Source organism: Natronosporangium hydrolyticum (assembly GCF_016925615.1).
In the GTDB taxonomy this organism is placed as follows: domain Bacteria; phylum Actinomycetota; class Actinomycetes; order Mycobacteriales; family Micromonosporaceae; genus Natronosporangium; species Natronosporangium hydrolyticum.
Genome location: NZ_CP070499.1, coordinates 1,865,564 through 1,886,450 on the forward strand (window position 1 = coordinate 1,865,564; position 20,887 = coordinate 1,886,450).

11 protein-coding genes are annotated in these 20,887 nt (G+C 71.3%); 5 read left to right on the forward strand and 6 right to left on the reverse strand.

Annotated elements, in window-relative coordinates; translation table 11 throughout:
* Positions 1-8 precede the first annotated feature (8 nt).
* The 3 genes from JQS43_RS08440 to JQS43_RS08450 form a co-directional block, all read right to left on the reverse strand.
* Positions 9-1,487 carry a cation:proton antiporter domain-containing protein gene (locus JQS43_RS08440; RefSeq protein WP_338037161.1) on the reverse strand — a complete coding sequence of 493 codons (1,479 nt, stop codon included), beginning with the start codon at positions 1,485-1,487 and terminating at the stop codon, positions 9-11.
* 25 nt (positions 1,488-1,512) lie between these two features.
* The gene (locus JQS43_RS08445) at positions 1,513-1,740 is read right to left on the reverse strand and encodes a cation:proton antiporter regulatory subunit (RefSeq protein ID WP_239678504.1); all 228 of its coding nucleotides are present in this window, start codon (positions 1,738-1,740) and stop codon (positions 1,513-1,515) included.
* A gap of 106 nt (positions 1,741-1,846) precedes the next feature.
* The gene (locus tag JQS43_RS08450) at positions 1,847-2,641 is read right to left on the reverse strand and encodes an SAM-dependent methyltransferase (RefSeq protein ID WP_239678505.1); all 795 of its coding nucleotides are present in this window, start codon (positions 2,639-2,641) and stop codon (positions 1,847-1,849) included.
* A 370-nt stretch (positions 2,642-3,011) separates the two neighbouring features.
* Here JQS43_RS08450 and JQS43_RS08455 point away from each other — a divergent pair, with 370 nt between their 5' ends.
* Positions 3,012-4,346, forward strand: a complete 1,335-nt coding sequence (locus JQS43_RS08455; protein WP_239679363.1) for an IS110 family RNA-guided transposase — start codon at positions 3,012-3,014, stop codon at positions 4,344-4,346.
* Positions 4,347-4,766: 420 nt separating this feature from the next.
* Here the strand turns inward: JQS43_RS08455 and JQS43_RS08460 are convergent, their stop codons facing one another.
* Positions 4,767-14,285, reverse strand: a complete 9,519-nt coding sequence (locus JQS43_RS08460) for a carboxypeptidase regulatory-like domain-containing protein (RefSeq protein WP_239678506.1) — start codon at positions 14,283-14,285, stop codon at positions 4,767-4,769.
* 177 nt (positions 14,286-14,462) lie between these two features.
* Between JQS43_RS08460 and selD the strand changes: the two genes are divergently transcribed.
* The 4 genes from selD to phnE are packed head-to-tail and all read left to right on the forward strand — an operon-like array spanning position 14,463 to position 18,078.
* Entirely contained in the window at positions 14,463-15,536 is a 1,074-nt protein-coding gene (gene selD, locus JQS43_RS08465; RefSeq protein WP_275581081.1) for a selenide, water dikinase SelD, read from the forward strand.
* A 54-nt stretch (positions 15,537-15,590) separates the two neighbouring features.
* The gene (gene phnD / locus JQS43_RS08470) at positions 15,591-16,523 is read left to right on the forward strand and encodes a phosphate/phosphite/phosphonate ABC transporter substrate-binding protein (RefSeq protein ID WP_239678508.1); all 933 of its coding nucleotides are present in this window, start codon (positions 15,591-15,593) and stop codon (positions 16,521-16,523) included.
* 2 nt (positions 16,524-16,525) lie between these two features.
* On the forward strand, positions 16,526-17,284 hold the full coding sequence (locus JQS43_RS08475; RefSeq protein ID WP_239678509.1) for an ATP-binding cassette domain-containing protein: 759 nt from the start codon (positions 16,526-16,528) through the stop codon (positions 17,282-17,284).
* Positions 17,281-18,078, forward strand: coding sequence for a phosphonate ABC transporter, permease protein PhnE (gene phnE, locus JQS43_RS08480; RefSeq protein ID WP_239678510.1), 798 nt, complete (start codon positions 17,281-17,283; stop codon positions 18,076-18,078). The genes JQS43_RS08475 and phnE overlap by 4 nt, the downstream gene beginning before the upstream one ends.
* Positions 18,079-18,082: 4 nt before the next feature.
* Here the strand turns inward: phnE and JQS43_RS08485 are convergent, their stop codons facing one another.
* Together JQS43_RS08485 and JQS43_RS08490 are read right to left on the reverse strand one after the other, a co-directional pair.
* On the reverse strand, positions 18,083-18,814 hold the full coding sequence (locus JQS43_RS08485) for a type 1 glutamine amidotransferase (RefSeq protein ID WP_275581054.1): 732 nt from the start codon (positions 18,812-18,814) through the stop codon (positions 18,083-18,085).
* Positions 18,804-20,057, reverse strand: coding sequence for a MurT ligase domain-containing protein (locus JQS43_RS08490; protein WP_239679365.1), 1,254 nt, complete (start codon positions 20,055-20,057; stop codon positions 18,804-18,806). Before JQS43_RS08490 ends, JQS43_RS08485 begins: the two co-directional genes overlap by 11 nt.
* Positions 20,058-20,887: the final 830 nt, after the last annotated feature.

A 20,887-nucleotide genomic window follows, 5' to 3' on the forward strand; every position in this document is an offset into this window, starting at 1 on the left:
GCCGTCGGCTAGCTGCGCTGGCCGAGTGGAGGCCGGACCAGCGTGTTGTCGATGTAGCAGTAGCGCCAGTGCTCACCCGGCTCCAGCGACTCCACGATCGGGTGGTTGGTCTGCCGGAAATGAGCAGTTGCATGCTTGTTGATCGAGTCGTCACAGCATCGCACCACACCACAGCTAAGACACAGTCGCAGCTGCACCCAGTCGTCTCCGGTAGCGACGCACTCCGCGCATTCTTGCTGGTCGGTCTCGGTCACCCTGATCTGGTCCAGATGGGTGCAGGCGGTGCTGATCGTCTCCTCGCGTACGTAACGCCAGTTCTCGCGAAACAGCCAATCCGGCAGCACCCGGGCCAGCAGCCGGGAGCGGGCAGCGAGCAACGGGCTGAAGATGGCCAGGATGAGGACGTAGAGAGCGACGAATGGTCCGATCCGGGCATCCAGCCCGGCCGCGAGCGCCAGCGTCACCAGGATCAGGGAGAACTCGCCCCGGCCGAGGATGGTCAACCCGATGTTCGCCGCCGCCCGCTGGTTGAGCCCGAACAGCCGGGCGGTCCACACCCCGGCGATGACGTTGCAGGCCACAGTGACGACTACCGCGATCGCGACCGGAATCGCCACCGCCCCGAAGTCGCCCACGTCGATGCTCAGTCCGAAGGTCACGAAGAACACCGCGGCGAACAGGTCCCGCATCGGCAGCACCACGCGTTCCACTCGCTCCCGGACCGCGGTACGCGAGACCACCAGGCCGATGAGCAGCGCCCCGATCGCGTCGGAGACCCCGACCTCCTCGGAGAGCCCGGCGACGAGCACCACCAGGCCGATCGCGAGCACCGCCAGCAGCTCGTCCTCCCGGCTGCCGATCACCGTCCCGATCACCCGGGCGCCGTAACGGGCGATGGTGAACAGCAGCAGCAGGAACCCGAAGCTGATCGCGATGTCCCGGGCGAAGCCCAACGGCGACCCGGCGCCGGAGAGCACCGGCGCCAACAGCGCCAGATAGAAGGCGAGGAAGATGTCCTCGATGACGATGATCCCCAGCACCGCCGGGGTCTCGACGTTGGCTAGCCGGCGTAGCTCGATCAGCAGCTTGGTGGCGATAGCGGAGGAGGAGATTCCCATCGCACCGGCGATCACCAGCGCCTCCGCTGCCCCCCACCCGAGCGCGAACCCGAGCGCCAAACCGGCCGAAATGTTGAGGCCGATATAGAAACCGGCGGCAAGAAACAGCCGCCGACCGCTGCTGAGCACCTGTTCGACCGGGAACTCCAGACCCAGGTGAAACAGCAGCAGCACCAGCCCAAGCGCCGCCAGCAGCGACAGATCACCGGGGTGCGCAACGAAGACCGGCCCGGGCGTACCCGGTCCGAGGAGGATCCCCACGATCAGGTAGCAGGGGATCGTTGGTAGGCCGAAGCGGCGGCCGATGCGTGCCACCAGCCCGGCGACCAGGACCACCGCCCCGATCCCGATCAGGTCGACATGCTCCACCCCGCGCCCCCCGCCGCCGCGGTGTTCACTCTTCGAAGAAGGTGCCGCCGAGCAGCGCCCCCAACTTGCGGGCTTGCTCCTCGGTCAGCTCAACCACCGCGGTCGGCTCATCGCTGGTGTCGGCGAAGACGTAGAGATCGCGGGTGCGGTCCTTACGGACCACCACCGAGAGCCGGCGCTCGCCGCGGCCAAGGTCGAGGTCGTAGCGCCGGCCGATCCCCGGTAGCTCCTGGACGTGCACGCCATGACCCATCCTGCGCTCCTTGGTGAGGGTCGGACTATCTCCAGCTTACGGCGCGGTGCCCAGCGTCTGTCGCTATTCGGCGGCAAGCCGGGCGGCGTTCGCGGGCACAGCGGCGTTACTGCTCGGCCACCTCGAGGACCGGCGAGCTCTCATCGCCGCTCCCCGGTTGGGCCGCGGCCCGGGGCCGGCCGAGTACGAGATAACCGAGGCCGAGGATGCCCCGGTAACCACCGACGTACTGGCGCAGCCGGGAGTCGAGCTCGTCGCCGACCTCGGTGGCCTGCGGGTCGGCCGGGTTCGCCAGCAGCCACTCCTGGCTGCCCGCCAACCAGCTCGACTCGAAGTCGTCCCATTCCCGCTGGTCGGCGGTGCTCAGGTGCAGCACCCGCCAACCGGTTACCCGGGCCTGCTCGACCAGGTCCGCGAGCGAGCCGGTCTGGTCGCCGAAGAGGTCGATCAGCTCGGCGGTTGGCGACTGCTGCCAGAAGACCTCCCCGAACAGCAACCGGCCCCCGGGGCTGACCAGGTGGGTCAGCGCGCGCAGCGCGTCAACGGTCCCACCGAGGGCGTGGGCGGCGCCGACGCAGAGCACCCGGTCGGCCGGTTCGCGCCAGTCCGCGGCGTCGTGGGCCACGAACCGCACCCGGGCGTCGAGCGACCGGTCGGCGGCGAGGGCGCGACCCTGCGTCAGCAGCGCCTCGTCCACGTCGACCCCGGTGCCGGTCACCTCGGTGGGCGCCGCGTCAACCGCGCGCAGCAGCAGCTCACCCCACCCGCAGCCCAGGTCGAGCAGGTGGCTGGCGGCCGGCAGGTCCAGTCGCTGTAGCAGTAGTTCGGCGTGGCTGTCCGAGAGCGGAGTGTTCCACCGCATCCGGGCGTACCGGGCGGCGCGCAGAGCTGGTGACGACATCCGGCGAGTCTGGCAGCGGGCGATGGGCGGTGCACCCTGATTTCACCGGCGGGCGCCCGCGCCAGCGAGCATGTCCTTCTTGGTGGGTTGAGTGGCGCCAGATTTGCCAGGTTCGATCAGTTCTGTGAACCTAGTGGATCACCACTCAACCCACCAAGAAATACATGGCCCCTGGCGGGACCGCCCGTAGGTAGGTGAAACTCGGTCGGCGGTGTCGCTCGCCGTCGCCGGTTACGCTTGGTGCCCTTTCGGTGCCTGAAACCAAGAATGGCGCGGGAGCCCGTCCCTGGTACCCCAGGTTGTTGCCCCCGAGCACGTGTCTCAGTGTCATGAGTCTATGACGGGCTCCGCGGGCGACGCCGTCTGATTGGTGCGCGATCGGATGGAGGCCCGTTTGGAGATTATTTACACCCATGTGGGTGGGATAGACGTGCACAAGAAGCAGGTCACGGTGACCGCGCGTACGCCGGACCCGAAGCGGGACAGACGGTGGGAGACCACCCGCACGTTTCGTGCTTTCTACGCCGATCTGCTGAAGATGGCCTCGTGGTTGGTAGTGGAGCGGGGGGTCCGGCATGTGGCGATGGAGTCGACCGGCCCGTACTGGTGGCCGGTGTACTCGGCGTTGCGGGAGGTTGCCGGCCCTGAGCTGACCATTGAGGTCGTCAACGCCGCACACGTCAAAGCGGTTCCGGGGCGTAAAACCGATGTCAAGGACGCTGCGTGGCTGGCCCAGTTGATGGAGGTGGGTTTGCTGCGGGGCAGCTTTGTGCCCCCGGAACAGGTTCGGGTGATGCGGGACTGGAGCAGGTACTTGACCAAGCTGACCCAGGAACGTAGCCGGGAGAAGCAGCGGCTGTTGAAGATGTTGGAAGCGGCGGGGATCAAGCTGGACAACGTAGCCTCGGACACGTTCGGGGTCTCTGGCCGGTTGATGCTTGAGGCGTTGGTGGCTGGCGAGCGTGATCCGCAGGTGTTGGCGGGGTTGGCTCGTGGAGTGCTGCGTAACAAGGCTTCTGATCTGCGGCTGGCTTTGGCGGGGCGGTTCACCGCTCATCATGGGGAGATGGTCGGGCTGCACCTTGCCCGTATCGATCATCTCGAGCAGATGGTGGGCCAGGTCAAAGACAAGATTGGTCGTCTTGGTGGTGAGCAACCCGGTGGGCTGGTCGCCCCGTTTGCTGCTCAGGCGCGGTTGTTGATGAGTATCCCCGGTCTGGGTGAACGTGCCGCCACGGTGATCATTTCGGAGATCGGTGTGGATATGGGCAGGTTTCCCACCGGGAAACATTTGGCTGCCTGGGCTGGGCTGGCTCCGGGTAACAATGAGTCGGCTGGGCGGCGTCGTAGAAGTCGTCACCGTAAAGGCAACAGCCATGTGCAGTCGATCCTCGTGGAGGCGGCCTTGTCGGTGTCGCGGACCCGGACCAGGCTTGGGGCCCGCTTCCACCGGCTGCACCGCCGTTTCGGCGGTAGAACCAGTCCGGGCGCGGCGAAGAAGGCTGCCTTCGCTGTGGCGCACACTCTGATCAAGGTCATCTGGAGTGTGCTGAGCACCGGTGTGGCCTATCAGGATCTGGGTCACGACTATTACACCCGCCGTCTCGACCCGCACATGCAGACGAAGAAGCTGGTCGCCCAACTGGAGATGCTGTCGGGCAAGAAGATCGTCTTCGTGGACGATGGTGGTGAGGCCACCGCCTGATCCGCCGCCCCATATGGGCGGGAAGAGCGCCGACAATGCCGATCTTGCGGCGAAGGTCAGGGCTCAAGCGGCCCGACAACGTGGTCGCTCTTCCCGCGACACCACAGCTTGCCGCAGCCATCATCGCTTGGCAAGCCCTTCAGCATGCCCACCCACATGATTCGCGGCTTCGCCGCGAAGCTGCCGCGCTTGTGGCTGGGCCCGAGTTTCGTCTCAGAAGGCAGGCCCCCTGAGTCGCGCGTGAGCTGCCCCGACCTGGAGCAACCCGCTGGGTTGCCCGGCCCGGCCGACCGACCCGCCGTGCGCGGGCCTCCTGAGTTTGCGCAGGTCAAGGGGCTGGCGGTGGCGACCCCAGTCTTCCCTTGCGGTTGCGTTGTCGGTGGCTCCGGTGGGCGACAACACCGGAGCCACCGTGGTGGGTCAGCCCACCGGCGGGCCGTCGATCACCAGCAGGTGACCGTCGACCAGCAACTCTGCCGACAGCGTGTACTCACCGGGCGGCAGGTCGCGGATGACTCCCAGATAGAACCCGCCGGCCCAGGCGGGCTGCACTCGGGCGACCTCCTCGCCGTCGCCGTCCCGCACGACCAGCTCCGCCAACTCGGCGGGGGCGGGTCGAACCGGTGGGCCGGTCAACGTCAGCGTCACCGGATGGTTGCCACCGCCGCCGCGCACCTCCCACTCGGCCTGCCAGCGGCTTACCGTCACCGGTTCCGAGGGCGGGGATTCCCCAGCCGGGTTGCTGGCGACCGCGGTCAGCTCGGTCTGCCCGACCGGCAGCGGCACCGCTACCGACCAGGCCCCGTCGACGTCCGCCTCGGTGCTCGCTACCGGCTCGCCCGACGCCAGGACGGTGACCGTGGACCCCGGCGCGGCCTCGCCGCCGGCCTCGACCGTCTCGGTCACCACCAGCGGCGCCTCGACCGTCAAGGACGGCGCCTCCGGCGGGGCGAGCGCCTGGTCGCGGGCCCAGTCGATGGTGTCGACCAGCAGCCGGCCGGCCTCATCGGTCCAGCCCAGGCCTGGCCCGACCGCCTCGGTGACCGCGCTCGCCGAGAGCAGCACCTCCACGCTGCCGGCGGTGCGCCGGTCCCAGCCGACCGCCGGCCCGGTGACCGGGTCGTCGCCGTCGCGGGCCACCGTCAGCTCGGCCAGCGGCTCGCCCACATACTCGGCCAGCACGCTGTAGTAGCCGCCCTCGACGATCAGCGTGGCCGGGTCGTCACCGAGCCTGGCGAAGGCCGGATGCTCGGGGTCGAAACCGGTCAACTGCACCGGCCCGTCGCCGTACCCCTGGGCGCCGACGGTGACCCGGTCGGTGTGCCGCTCCAGCAGCCGGACCCCGCCCCGGTCGACGCCCCAGGTGCCGGTGAAGATGAGCGACACCTCGGCCTCGTCGGCGGCGTCGAGCACCGCGGTGAAGGTCTCGCCGTCGGGGTTGCCGCCGTTGACCACCACCACCTGGTACGGCGTCAGGTCCAACCCGGCGTCCCAGGTGAGCTCGGCGGCGGGTACCCCGGCCTCCTGGAGATACCCGGTGAGCGCGCCGCCGGCGTCGCCGAGCACGCCGATGTCGGTCGGCTGCAGGGTGATGTCCAGCTGGGCCGGTTCGTCCGCGGTGACCGTCACCGTCGCCGTCGCCGACTGGAAGCCGTCGGCCCGCACCGACACCTGGTACTCGCCGGGCAGCAGGTCGGCGGCGATGTAACCACCGTCGGCGCCGGTCGTGGTCGACCAGTTGGTCGGCCCGGCGCCGCTGACCTCGGCGCCGGCGACCGGCTCCCCGGTGGTTGCGGAGACCGTGCCGGAGACCGTGCTGCGGGGCAGCGGCGTCAGGTCTACGTCGAGCGTGACCGTGCCGGATTCCGGGATCTCCACCTGCTCCTCGACGGTGGCGTAGCCGAAGGCCTCGACCTCGATGGTGTGCTCACCGGTGGTGAGCCCGAGGGCGTAACCGCCGTCGGTGCCGGTCACTGCCGTCGCGCCGGTCGCAGACGAGGTGACGGTGGCGCCGGCGAGCGGCTCGCCGCCGCCGGTGACCACCCCGGTCAGTTCGGCCTGCCGGGCGTCGAGTGTCCACGCCACCGCGTTGCGGTAGAGCTGCCGGGCGTCGTCGGTCCACCGTTCGTCTGGCCAGCCGTGGCCGCTGGCGGCGAGACCGCCGAGCAGCAGCTCCACACTGGTTGGTGAGGTGAACTGGTAGCCGACGCCGGCGCCCAGGTCGGCGCCGTCGGTGCGGCCGTGCAGCTGCCCGATGGTCTCGCCGCCGTACCCTTCGAACGACCCGTACTGCTGGTTCTGGTTGCTGAGGGTGCTGGTGATCAGCTCGATCGGTTCCCCCACCTCGAACCCGGCGAAGATCGGATGCGCGACGGTCGGTACGTAGTCGACGCCGACGCTGACGAAGCCCCAGTCGGCGCTGGCCGGGTCACCGCGTTGGGCAGCGAGCTGTGGGATCGCGTACCCGCCGCCGTGCTGACTGCTGTGGATCATCGACACGCCGGCGTCGGCGGCGGCGTCCACCAGCACCGGGAAGTCGTCCTGCTGCGCCGCCAGCAGCGACGCGTTGACGATCACCAGCTGGTAGTCGTCGACCCGGTCGACCAGCTCCGGCAGCTCGGCGCGGGGCACCAGCTCCACCTCGTACCCCTCCGCGGTGAGCAGGCCGGCCAGCGATTCACCGTGGGTGCTGGAGCCGGTGGTGTCCACCACCGCGACCGTGGCTCCCGCCGCCAGCTGCACGTCGGCGGTGACGGTGCCGCCGTCCGGGACGGTCACCGGCAGCTGCGCGGTCCGGTACCCGTCGGCGGTGATCCGGACCGTCCAGTCGCCCGCCGGCACCGCGTCGACCAGGTAGTCACCACTGTCGTCGGTGGCGCCGGTCAGCGGCGTGCCCAGCACCGTCACCTCCGCGTCGGGCACCGGGGCGCCGTCCGGGCCGGTGACCGTGCCGGCGATGCCGCCGGCGGGATCGGCGGGCAGGGTCACCGGCGCGCTGCGGGTCTCGCCCGCGGCGACCGTCACCTCGACCGTCTCGGTGGCGTGACCAAAGGCGCTGACCTGCAACGTCCAGCTGCCCGGTGCGAGCGGCACCAGGAAGCTGCCGTCGCCCTCACGCCCCTGGTAGGTCCGGCCGGTCTCCACCACCTGGACCTCGCTGGCGATTCGGCCCCCCAGGTCACTGTCGACGGTGCCTCGCACCTCGGCGCCGAGCTGGTCGGCGGTCAGCGCCCATGCGAGGGCGTTGACGAGCAGCCGCTCGGCCTGCGGGGTCCAGTTCAGCGCCGCCGACGTTCGGGTACCCGGGGCCCCGTGGGTGGTGATCGACGAGGTGGCGAGCAGGACGTCCACCGCCGCAGTGGTCCGGCCCCGGTAGGCGACCGCGGCGCCGCGCTCACCGTGATCGCCGGTGGTGAGGGCGGCGACGGTTTCGCCGGCGAACTCGTCGAAGAAGCTGTACCGGCCGCCGTCGACCATCAGCGGGAACTCACTGTCCAGGCCCGCCACCAGTGGGTGCGGCTCGGCGACAGCTGCGGTCACCGGCCCGTCGTTGAAGCCTTCACCCAGCACCGCCGGGTCGTCGTCGTGCTCGTGCAGGAACTGGATCGCCCCTCGACCATGCTGCCCGAGCCACAGCACCGGTACGCCGGCCCGGTTCACGGCCTCCTCGAAGGCCCGCAGCTCGCCGTCGGTCAGCGAGAGGCCGAAGTCGGAGACGTTCGCGACCACCAGGTCCAGCTCGCCGATCCGGTCCAGCGATCCGAAGCCGATCTCCTCGACCTCGTACCCCCAGTCGGCCAGGAACTCTTTGCCGCGGTCGCGGGAGTTGCTGAAGTCGGAGTCGTCGATGATCCCCACTAGCGGCGAGCTGACCAGCTCGACGTCGTGGCGGGTGGTCTCGCCGGCGTCGACCGAGACCGGCGACAGCGTCCGCACGTGTTCGTCGATCTCCAGCTCCAGTTCGTACGAGCCGGCGGCGACCCGGGTGAACTCGTACTCGCCGGCCGGACCGGTGACGGTCTGGTGCGGCGTGCCGAGCAGCTCCACTGTCGTGCCGGCCAGCGGGGCGCCGTCGATCTCGGAGGTCACCACCCCGTCGATCGTGCCCACTTCACCCAGCTCCAGCTCGGCAGAGACGTCCACGGTGGTGCCGGCCGCGACGGTCACGGTCCGCTGAGCCGGCTGGTAACCGAAGGCGGTGTAGTGCAGCGTGTGCTCGCCGGGTGGGACACCGATCTCGAACCGGCCGGCGTCGTCGGTGACGGCCTGCCAGTGACTGTCGGCGACCTCGACCACCGCGTCCGGGATCGGCACCCCGTCCGGGTCGGTGACCGTGCCGGCCAGCCCGCTCTGGGCCGGGTCCGCCGCCCAGCGCACCGCGTCGACGAAGATCTGCTGCCCGGCCGGGGTCCAGTTGCCGGTCGGCGTGTTGCGCAGGGTGGCGGCGAGGCCGCTCAGCAACAGGTGCACGTTGTCCGGGGTACGCACGTCGTAGGCGACGCCGATCCCGGCCGGGTCGGCGTCGGACTCCCCGACCTGGGCCAGGGTCACGCCCTCATACGCGGGGAAGTAGCCGGCCTCGCTGGCGGGGTTGAGCAGCTGCGCCGGGTCATCGTCGACGCCGGCGAAGACCGGGTGGTCGGCGAGGTCGTGCAGGAAGATCGGCGGGCCGTTGACCCCGCCGAGCCGGCCGAAGCTGCCCGGGTTGCCGGTGTGGCGGACCAGCAGATCCACCCCCCGGGTACGGGTGGCCCAGCCGTCGGCCGGGAAGATCACGCTGACCCCGGCTGCGTCGAAGGCGGCGAGCGCCGCCAAAAAGTCGTCGCGGCCCAGGTCGGACGGGTTGTGGAGGATTACCACCTCGATCCCGGCGAGGTCGTCTACGACCTCCCAACCGGCCTGTTCGACCGGGATCGAGTGGCCCTCCAGAAAGTCACTGATCTCGTCGTTGCGGTCGCCGAGCACCACCACTCCCGGTGCCCGGGTGAGCGCGGCGTCGAGTTCGGTGACCGCGCCCTCGACCAGCTCGACCTCGTCGATGGTCAGCGGCTCGTACCCGTCGGCGCTGACCTCGACCCGGTACTGACCGCCGGGCAGGTCGGTCACCAGGTACCGGCCGTCGGGGTCGGTGCTGACCGGCGATGCGCCGGTCTCGGGCAGGGTGACGGTGGCGCCGGTGACCGGGGCGCCGCCGCCGTCTTCGGTGATCTGGCCGGTGAGGGTGGCCAGCGCGGCGGTGGGCAGCGATACCTCGATCTCGTGGCTCTGCCCGCCGACCACGGTGATCGCCCGCTCGACCGGTTCGTAGCCGAGGGCGGTGAACCGCAGCGTGTGCTCGCCGGGGTCGAGCAGCAGCCGCCACCGGCCGTGCTCGTCGGTGACCGTCTCGGCCAGGCCGCCGATGAGTTCGACGGTGGCGGTCACCGGCTCGCCGTCGGCGTCGGTCACCGGGCCGGTCGCCTCCCCGTAGCTGGCCTGGGCGGCGTGGTCGACCGCGTCGACCAGCAGTTCGGCCATGGCCGGCTGCCAGGTGGACCAGGGTGAGGCGGCGGTCGCCGGCAACAGCACGTGGTTGCTGTCGAGGGTGCGGGGCTGGTAGCCGACGCCGGCGCCGCGTTCGCCGTCGCGGTCGTTGCCGAGCGCGGCGAGCGAGTATCCACTGTAGTCGTCGAACCAGGCGTGCCAGCTGCCGCTGGTGAGCACCGGCGCCCGGCCGGTCGCCGGCAGCGAGGCGGTGATCGGATGATCGACCGGGTCGGCCAACCAGACCTCACCTCGGTTGCTCAACTCCGCCGCCTCGCTCGCCGGGTCGCCGGTGACCTGGGAGAGCGTCCGGATCGAGCCGTAGCTGGGGCCGCCGGTGTCCAGGAAGACCAGGCTGGTGCCGGCCTGGTCAGCCTGCTCGACGATCCGGCCGAACCGCTCCAGGTCGGCGTCGGCCCGGTCGTCACCCATCCCGGCGAGCACCACCGCGCCATAGTGGTCGAGGGCGCCGTCGATCGTGGCGAACGAGACCTCGTCCACCCGCCAGCCGGCGTCGGTCAGCGCCGCGGCAACCCGCCCTTCGTAGTCGGCGACGACCGCGATGTCGTACCGGGAGAGCACATAGTCCGCCACGGTGGTCTCGCCGGCGGCGATCACCACCGTCTCCTCGGTACGCGCGTAGCCGTCCGCATCGACGACGACCGGGTAGCTGCCGGCCGGGACCTGGTCGAACCGGTAGCCACCGGCCTCGTCGGTGACGGCCGGGGGCAGCGGCGTGCCCGAGATAGTGACCTGGGCACCACCGAGCGGGTCACCGGCCTCGTCGGTGACGGTCCCGGCGAGCGCGCCGTCGGCGACCGGGCTCAAAGTGAACTCGGCGGTCGTGGTCTGCGCCACCGTGACCGTGATCGTCGTGGTCTCGGTGGTGTAGCCGAAGTAGCTGGCGACCACCGTGTACTCGCCGGGCAGCAGGCCATCGAGCCGGTACGAACCGTCGGCGTCCGCCTCCGCGGTCAACCCGGCCTCGGGGACCGAGACCGTGGCGGGCAGCGGCCCGTCCGGTCCGGTGACGGTGCCGGCGACCGAACCGGTCGGGTGGAAGGCGCGGACGGCGCCGTTGCCGTCGGCGGTCACCAGCCGGCCGTCGGCGTAGGCGGGGGAGGAGAGCACATTGGCGCCGGCCGGCTGCTCCCAGACCAGCTCACCGGTGGCGGCGTCGAGCGCGAACACCCGCTGGTCGAGCTGCGACCCGCCGATGACGTAGCCGTCGCCGCTGACCAGCACCGAGGAGCTGACGCCGCCGCTGGTCGGCAGGCCGTAGTGCCACACCGCCGCGCCGGTGTCGCGGTGGTAGGCGGCCACCACCCCCAGCCCGTGGGAGCCGGCGATGACCAGGTCACCGTGGACGGCGGGGACGCTGCCCTGGCCGTCGCCGTGGCTGGTGTTCTCCCACCGCAGTTCGCCGGTGGCGGCGTCGACCGCGAGCAGGCTGCCCTGGAAGCTTTGGCCCGACCCGCCCGGCACCGAGGTGGTGACGTAGACACTGCCGTCGGCGATGCTGGGCCCGGTGACGAACTCGTCCGCATCCCGGGCCAGCGTCCACACCTCGGCGCCGGTGGCGGCGTCGAATGCGACCAGTCGCCGGTCGCCGGCGCTGGTGGCGATGACGAGCCCGTCGCCGACCGCCGGGCCGAAGAAGGCCCGGGAGCCGAGGTCGGCCGACCACAGCTCGTCGCCGGTGGCGGCGTCGAGTGCGTAGAGGGTGTCCGGCCGGTCCTGGGTGAAGCCGGTGTTCACGTAGACCACGCCGTCGGCCACGGCGGGGACACTGTAGATGGTGCGCTGGTCGGGGGTGGGGAAGCTCCATACCGGTTCCCCGGTGGCCGCGTCCACCGCGTGGAAGCCGCCGGCCTCCCCACCGCCGGTGTAGACGACGCCGTCCGCGACGGCCGGTGCCCCGCGCAGGCCGGCGGCGCCGACATCGTAGGCCCACAGCTGCTCGCCGGTGTCGAGGTCCAGCGCGACCAGCTGACCGGGGTCGGCGTTGACGAAGACCCGGCCGTCGTCGATCACCGGCGAGCTGAAGGTGACCGCGCCGCCGGCGCTGGTCTGCCAGTCGGGCTGTAGCGTCTCGGCGGCCAGATTCTCCGTGCTCACTCCGGTCCGGGCCGGGTTGTTCTGGTACAGCGCCCACTCCGGGTCGGGCGCCACCGCCGTCGCGGCCAGCGGTACCGAAACCTCGGTGTCGCCGTCGACAGTAATCGGCACGGTGGCTGGTTCGTGTCCGGCCGCGCTCGCCCACAGGGCGTACTCGCCCTCGGCGATGGTCAGCCGGAAGCCACCGTCGGTGCCGGTGCGGACCGGCTCCAGCGGGGTGCCGGGCAGCGCGATCCGGGCGCCGGTGACCGGGCCGTCGGCGCCGGTTACGGTGCCGGAGAGGGTCTGCTCCGCGGCGACCGGGAGCGAAACGTCCACCGTGGTGGTCTCGCCGGTGGTGATCGTCACCGGGCCGGTCCAGGTCTGGTAGCCGTAGCCGGCGACCGTGAGTTCGTGGTCGCCGGGCGGCAGCCACAGCGCGTACCCGCCGGTCTCTGGGTCGGTCTCGACGCTGAGGTCGGCGCCGGGGTCGGCGGAGGACACGGTGGCGGCGACCGGTTCGCCGTCCGGTCCGGTCACCGTCCCGAGCACCGCCCCGGCGTGCGCAACCTCGGTCACCGCGGCGTAGGCGTCGACCACCCCGGCCCCGTACGCGTGGGGGAGCGCGGTCATGTGTGACTCGCCGCGGGCGGTGCGGGTGAGCACCTCGCGGACGTCGTCGATGGTGAGCTGTGGGGCGGCGGCGAGCAACAGCGCCACTACACCGGTGGCGTGTGGCGCGGCCATCGAGGTGCCGGAGATGGTGTGGTACGGGCCATCGGGCAGGTGGGTCGGCCACGCCGAGTAGATGTCGTAGCCCGGTGCGCTCAGCATCGGCTTCGCGTGCTCCACGCCGTCCCAGACCACCGGGCCGCGGCTGGAGAACCAGGCGATCCGGTCTTCGCGGTCGGTGGCGCCGATCCCGATCGAGTTGGGGAAGCTGGCCGGCGAGCCGACGGTCCCGGCGCCGGGGCCGTTGTTGCCGTTGGCGAAGATCGGCACGATGCCGGCGGCGACCCAGGCGTCGACCGCGTCCCAGTGCTCGGTGCGGTAGGTCGCGTCCGAACCCCAGGAGTTGTTGACCACGTGCGGTGCCGCGGCGGGGTCGCCGCCGGGGGCGAGCATCCACTCGAACGCGGCGTGGATGATGCTGTCGGTGGTGCCGCCGCCATCGGTGAAGATCTTCGCCGCGATCCACTGCGCGTCCGGGGCGACACCGGTGACCTCGCCGGGCGGAGCGCCGACGATGCTGCCGGTTACGTGGGTGCCGTGGCCGTGCCCGTCGCCCGGGGTGGGGTAGTTCTCGCCGGTGGGGGCGAACCAGCTGGCGGCCGGGTCACCCCGGTGGCCGCGCCAGGAGTCCGCCAGCGCCGGGTGGCCGCCGTCGACGCCCGAGTCCATGACCCCGACGACGATGCCCTCGCCGCGGACCCCGTAGTCGCCCCACACCTGCGGAGCGTTGACGCTCTCCAGGCTCCACACTGGCTGATGCGGCTCACCGGGGTCGGCGGGGAACGGATCGGCCAGCTCGATGCTGCGGTCCAGCGACACACTCGCCACGTCCGGGTGGTCGGCGAGCGTGGCCAGCGCTGTCTCATCCACAGTGGCCGCGAAGCCGTTGAAGACCCAGAACGAGCGTACGTCGGAGACCTGCCCGGCGGTGGCCTGTTCGGACAGTAGCGTCGCCACCGCGGGCTGATGCTGGTCGGCGAAGTCCTGCAACGCCGCCACCACGGTACGGCCGCGGGCGGCCCGCTCGGCGTCCCGCGCCCACTGGCCGGCGTTGCGGGCACCGTGCTGTTCCCGGGCGGTCGCCGCGGCAGCGGCCAGCCCGGCCTGCGCGGCCTCCTGTTCGATGGCGGGTAGGTCGGGCTGGTCGTGCAGCCGGACGATCACCGGTGCCCGGCCAGCGGCGTCGACCGCCGCGGTCACCTCCTCGGCCACCCCGTCCGGGTGCCCGCTGTGCCCTTCGGCGGGCGCCGGCTCCGGCGCCGGTTCCGCCCCGTCCAGGCCGGAGTAGACATCGACCCGTTCGCCGCCGGCAGCCATCGTGGGCGGGTCCGCCGAGTCGCCGGTGACCGGCGGCAGTTCCCGCCGCTCGTCGGTGGTCGGGACCGGACCGGTCGGGGCGGTAATCGCGTCGGCGTCGGCGTCGGCGTCGGCGTCGGCGGCTGGTGGCGACGAGCCAACCGTCGCGGGGGCGACCGCCGCGGGGGTTGCCGGCGCGGGGCCGGCGGCGGCCGGTGCTGGCGCCAGGCCGAGGATCAGCGCGGCGGCGGCGCCGGGGACGAGGAGGCGAAAAGCGTTCGGTCTGAACACGAAGGACGGCCTTTCCGACGCACGACGGGTGAGGCCTCCCCTGACCGATCGTCATCGTATTCAGCCTGAACAGGCTTAGCACTGCGTCGGATGACCTAATGTTGCTGGATACCCTGTCCTATGTTGCTGGTTCCACTGTCGCGAAGATGATGATTGCGAGGTTCGCCGATGGGCGCCATGACCGACTCCGGGTGGCGGTTGACCGAGTTCTCGCCCGGCGCCGGCTGCGCCTGCAAGCTGCCGCTGGGCAAACTGGAGGAGCTGCTGGCGGCCGCCGGCGGCGGTCTGGCACCGGCGAGCGGCCGGCTCGCCGCCGGCGGCGAGCTGCTGGTGGGCGCGCGAGAAGGCGACGACGCGGCGGTGGTGCGCCTCGACGCCGACCGGGCGCTGGTGTTCACCACCGACTTCTTCACCCCGATCGTGGACGACCCGTACGACTGGGGTCGGATCGCCGCGGCGAACGCGCTCTCCGATGTCTACGCGATGGGTGGCGCGCCGCTGCTGGCGTTGAACCTTACGGCTTGGCCGTCGGCAACGCTGCCGATGGAGTTGCTCGCCGAGGTGCTGCGCGGCGCGGCCGAGGTGGTGAGCGATGCCGGTGCCGCGGTGGTGGGCGGGCACACGATCGACGACCCGGGTCCGAAGTACGGGCTGGCGGTGGTCGGCCTGGCCGAGCCGGGGCGGCTGTTCGCGATCGATCAGCTCGCCGCCGGCGACACGCTGGTGCTGACGAAGCCGCTCGGCACCGGTGTGATCACCACGGCGTGCAAGCGGGGGGCCGCCAGTTCGGATCAGCTGGCCGGCGCGGTGGCCACGATGGCCACGCTGAACGCGGCGGCGAGCGAGGCCGGGCGGGCCGCCGGGGTCCGGGCCGCCACCGATGTCACCGGGTTCGGGCTGCTGGGGCACCTGCACCGGATGCTGCGGGCCAGCGGGCTCGCCGCGGCGGTGACGGCCGAGCAGGTGCCGCTGCTGCCCGGAGCCCGGGAGCTGGCCGACGGCGGGCACATCTCCGGCGGCACCCGGGCCAACATCGACTATCTGCAGAGCTCGGTCACGCTGCCGGCGCAGCTGCCGGCAGCGCTGCGGTACCTGCTGCATGATGCGCAGACCTCCGGTGGGCTGCTCTTGGGTGCCCCGGGCGGCGGCGACGCGCTGCTCCGTGAGCTGGCCGGCCGGGGGGTGCCGGCCGCCGCCATCGGGCAGGTGCGCGCGGGGGAGCCGGGTCAGATCGTCGTCGAACCGGGGTGACCCGTCGCCGGGTTGTTACGACAATCCGGACAAATAACCCTATAACCTGTCGGAATGCCTCGAGGTCGCCGGATCACCACGCTGCTCCTGCCGCTGCTGCTGAACACCGCGCTGGTGCTGGCCGGCGCCGCCGTCGCCGGATGCGGCGCCAGCTCGGCGGAGTCGCCCGCCGAGGTGCCGAACCCGCTCCGGGTCGGGCTGGTGCCCAACGTGGCGCCCGACGAGCAGCGGGCACGGTACGAGCCGTTCCGCGCCTACCTCGCCGACCGGCTCGCTGTCGACGTGGAGCTGGTCGTGGCGACCGACTACGCCGGTGTGGTGGTGGCGCTGGTGAACGGCCAAGTGGACCTCGCCTACGTCGGCGGGCTCACCTACGCCCAGGCGAGGACGCAGGCGCCAGTGGAGCCGCTGGTCACCGAGGTCGATGAGGCGACCGGCACCGAGTTCTACCACGCGGCGGTGGTGGTGCCCGCGGATTCGCCGCACCAGTCGACCGCCGACGTGGTCGAGGCCGGCGGAACCTTCGCGTTCGGGGACGTCAGCTCCACCTCCGGGAGCCTCTATCCCCGACAGATGGTGATCGACGCGGGTGCCCAGTGCCAGCCCCGCGACCTGTCAGCCTGCCCGCCGCTGCGGTCGGTCGTCTTCACCGGGGGCCACGACGCCGCCGCCCAGGCGGTGCTGCAGGGCAGCGCCGATGCCGCCGGGGTCGAGCTGCGAATCCTGCGTCGGTTGGAGGCCGAAGGCGCCGTCCCCGCCGGTGCGCTGCGGCCGGTCGAGACCCGCGAGGTGATCGGCTACCCGTGGGTGGCGCGGGCGGGGCTTTCCGAGCCGGCGCGAGCCGAGCTGGTACACGTCTTCACCGGGATCGACGATCCGGAGCTGCTGTCGCTGCTACGCGCCGTCCGGTACACCCCGGTCACCGCAGCGGACTACCAGGAGCTGGAGCAGGCCGCCCAGCAGCTCGGCCTGTTGACGGCGGGCTGACCGTGGAGATTCGACTCGACCAGGTCACAGTCGACTTCCCGGCCCGAGCGCTGCGCGCGGTCGATCAGCTGTCGCTGCGGATCGACGTCGGTGAGCAGGTGGCGCTGGTCGGCGGCTCCGGTGCCGGCAAGACGACGCTGCTCCGGGTGTTGCTGGGGGCGGTAGCTCCGACCGCCGGGTTGGTCACCGTGGGGGGCCGCGACCCGTACCGGAGCCGTGCCGAGCTGGCCTGGTTGCGCCGCCGCACCGGGCTGATCCGGCAGCGGGACGACCTGGTCCGGGGCGTCTCCGCCCGGCTTAATATTCTGATGGGCGACGCCGGTCGGTGGCGCCTGCGGGACTGGTTCACCATCGTTCGCGGGGGCATCCCGCACCAGTACCGGCGCCGGCTTCGACACCTGGCCCAGCAGCACGGCATCGAGCAGCTGCTCGACGCCCCGGTCGACCAGCTCTCCGGTGGCCAGCGGCAACGGGTCGCCCTGCTGCGGGCGTTGTTGCCGACCCCGGCGCTGCTGCTCGCCGACGAGTGCACCAGCGGGCTCGACCCGGAGCGAGCGGCGGTCGTCATCGGTCAGCTGCGGAGCGCCGGCGCCACCCTGCTGCTGACCACACACGACTTGCAGATCGCCCGGCAGTTCCCGCGGATCGTGGCGCTGCGGGACGGCCGGCTGGTGGCCGACGGGCCCAGTCTGGACAGCGCGGCCACCGCCGAGATCTACCGGTCACCGGTGGCCGCCGATGGGCCACCGACATCGTGGTGAGCCGACGGCGATGGTGGCGGCTGGCCGCCGCCTCGCTGGTCGTCGCGGTAGTGGCCTGGTCGCTGGTCGGGACCGGGGTCGGGTTCGGCAGCGTGATCGCCGGCCGAGACGGAGCCGGCCGGATCCTGGCTGGGCTGTTCCCGCCGGCGCTCGACCGGCCGCTGCTGGCCCAGGTCGGGCGGGCGAGCATAGAGACCCTGCAGATCGCCGTCGCTTCGCTGGTGCTCGGTGCGGTGCTGGCGGTGCCGCTGGCGGGGCTGATCGCCGGCAACGTCGCCGCCCCCCGTTGGCTGGCCGGGGCCGCCCGGACCACCGCGACCGTGCTGCGGGGCGTACCAGACCTGCTGTGGGCACTGCTCTTCGTCGCCGCCGTCGGGCTCGGCCCGGCCGCCGGGGTGTACGCGATCAGCCTCCACGCCGCCGGCATGTTGGCGAAATTGTGGTCGGAGCAGCTGGAGGCGGTAGACCCGGCGCCGGTGGAGGCGCTGCGGCTCACCGGGGCCCCGCGCGCTGCGGTGGCATCGCTGGCGATCCTGCCGCAGGCCCGGACGAATCTGCTCTCGCAGCTGCTCTACCAGTGGGAGTGCAACGTGCGGGCGTCGGTGATCGTCGGCTTCGTCGGGGCCGGCGGCATCGGGCAGGAGCTGGGGGTGGCGCTCCGGCTGTTCCGCTACCAGGAGCTGGCCACGTTGATCATCGCGGTGTTGCTGATCATCGCCAGCCAGGACCAGCTCTCGCGGTGGATCCGCGCCCACTACGGCGCGGCCAGCCGCCGCCCCGACTGGTGTGGGTGAGTAGCTACTGGGGTGTCAGCGCCGCCAGCCGCTCGCCGCGCAGCCGCTCGCTCCACGAATCGTCCAGCGGGGCGAGCTGATTGTTGCCGGTGGCCCACCGCAGCAGCAGATCCGCGAGCGCGGGATTGCGCGCCAACGCCGGGCCGTGGCTGTAGGTGCCCAGCACAGTGCCCCGGAACGCGCCCTCGGTGCTGCCGTCGTTGCCTACGCCGGTGGTCACCTCGGCCAGCGGGTAGACCTCCGGCCCCAGGTGGGTACGCCCGCCGTGGTTCTCGAAACCGGTAAGCGTCGGCAGCGACAGCCGCGGATCGACCGGCCCCGCCAGCTCGCCGACCGCCCGGGACGGGCCCCGGTCGGAGCGCAGGTCGAGCAGGCCCAGCCCGGCGTGCTGCTGGTCTTTGGCGTAGAACGACGCCCCGAGCAGTTGGTAGCCGGCGCAGACCGCGAAGATCACCGACCCGGACTCGACCGCCCGGTGCAGCGCCCCGTCGGTGTTGAGCCGTTGCGCCGCGAGCGACTGGGGGCCGTCCTCACCGCCGCCGAGCAGGTAGATGTCGGCGTGGCGGGGCAGCGGCTCGGTGGAGCGCACCTCGATCGGCTCGACCGGGATGCCGCGGGCGCGGGCCCGATGGGCGAGGATCAGCAGGTTGCCGCGATCGCCGTAGGTGGACATCAGGTCCGGGTAGACCCAGACGATCCGCAGCGTCGACTCGCTCGGGGGTAGCTCAGAGGACACGATCCAGCTCCGCTCGAATGTCCTGGAAGGCGGTGTAGTTCGCGATCACCTCCAGCTTGCCCGGCGGCGTCGCCGCCACCGCCGAGGCGAAGCTGGTCACGTGGGTGAACGGCACCTGGTTGACCTCCAACCGTACCGCCAGGTCGTACGCCCGGTCCCCGGTGATCATCACCGGCCGGCCCTGTAACGGCGAGAAGTCCACGTCAAACAGCCACGAGGTGTCCATGCCGTCGGGGCCCCGGGCGTTCACCGACAGCAGGGTCGGGCCGGGCTCGGCCATGTCGAACGCCTCCAACCAGCTGGCCGGGTTTTTGGCAAGCAGCAGTCGGATCTGTCGACCGTCCCGCTCCACCTGGGCGTACCGGCCGGCGACCGACGCGACCTCGGCGAGTCGGGGCACCGCGTCGGCGGGGCGTACCCCGAACCGGGCGGCGACCGCCAACGCGGTGGCGGCGTTGCCGACATTTACCCGCCCCGGCAACGCCAGCCGGACTTCGTACCGGGCATCGTCCGGGCCGATGGCGGCGTGATCGTCGGCCATCCAGTCCGGCTGTGGCCGCTGCAGCGGGCAGCTGGAGCAGGCCCACTGCTGGCCGCCGTCGGGGGCGTCGCCGACCCGCTGGATCGCCGACCCGCACGCCGGGCACACCCAGGAGTCGTCCTGCCAGCGCTGTCCGGCACTGAACCAGGTGACCTCGGAGGCGGAGGAGGCAGCGAAGACCACCATCGGATCGTCAGCGTTGGCGACCACATGCACTCGGGGATGGTTGGCGAGCGCATCCCGCCACCGGGTGGCCATCATCGTGACCTCCATCGCCCGGTCGAGCTGATCGCGGGAGAGGTTGAGTAGCGCCACCACCGCGGGCTCGGTCGCCACCAGCACCTGCGCCAGGTAGTGCTCGTCGACCTCCAGCACCGCGTACGGGGTGCGGCCGGCCCGGGCGAGTGCGGAGGTGTGCCCGGTGGGCATATTCGCGCCGAACGAGTTGGTCGCCACCGGCCCGAGCACCCCCATCGCGGCGGTGGTGAGCCGGGTGGTGGTGGTCTTGCCGTTGGTGCCGGAGACCAGCGCGACTCGGCGGCCGGCGGCGAGGTTGCGGAGCAGATCTGGGTCGATCATGAGGCCAAGTCGGCCCCCGATGACCGAACCGTCGCCCCGGCCGGTCGCCCTGGAGAGCGCGGCGGCGCCTCGCGACACCGCGCTGGCGAACTTGGTCCGCAGGGGAAGCCGCTTGTCGGCGATGCGCACCGCCTCGGCGCCCGGGTGGCTGCGTGTCCCGTCACTCACGCGGAAAGCCTACCGGCCCGGCCCGGCGGCCGAGCCGGCCAGCCCCTACCCACCGCCGGCCCCGCTCGGAGCTAGCTCCGGCCCGTCCGGCGCCCCGTCCGTCCCATCACCGTTGGCGCGTTGGCTGGCGACCGGCCGAGTCGCCGGGGAGATCTTGGAGACTTACCGTCCGGAGCGAACGATAAATCTCCAAGATCTCACACGCAGGCTCCGCCCGGGCAGCTGTCTATTGTGTTAACTGCTGCAATGGGGATTTTTGCCTAGGCAACTATTTACCGGTCCGGTGTCGGGCCGAGGTCGGCAATTCTGCCTTCATCAATCGATACCGGAGCTTCGGGAAACAGGGCGCTGCCGACGGTCGGGGTCACCCGGATCGGTGACCTTTGAAAACTAGATCGATTACCTCGCGGTAATCGATGAATAGGTCGCCACGCGCAAACCGGAAGCGGACGTTCCGGTCAATCGATAGAATTGCATCAGCCGGCGCCTGGGTGGCCGCGGGAGGGCGCTCATGGTCGCTTCGTCTGAAGTGCGCGAGTTAGCTGTCAGCTAGCGGAGGCTGACTGGCCAGGCTACGATGGACAGGAGTTTTACGCAGGGTAGTCCGTTCGTCTGGTTACCCGCCGGGAACCTGGTGAATCCACATCAACCGCTATCAGGTGCCAGTCCCGGTGAAACGCCCCTTAATGGTCATAAAGGCGAATTGATAGGGGGCGTTCGCTCGGTCCAACAGGTCCGCTCAATCCGTTGCGCACCAATGGGTGCAGCAATTCTTGAGTGAGTGG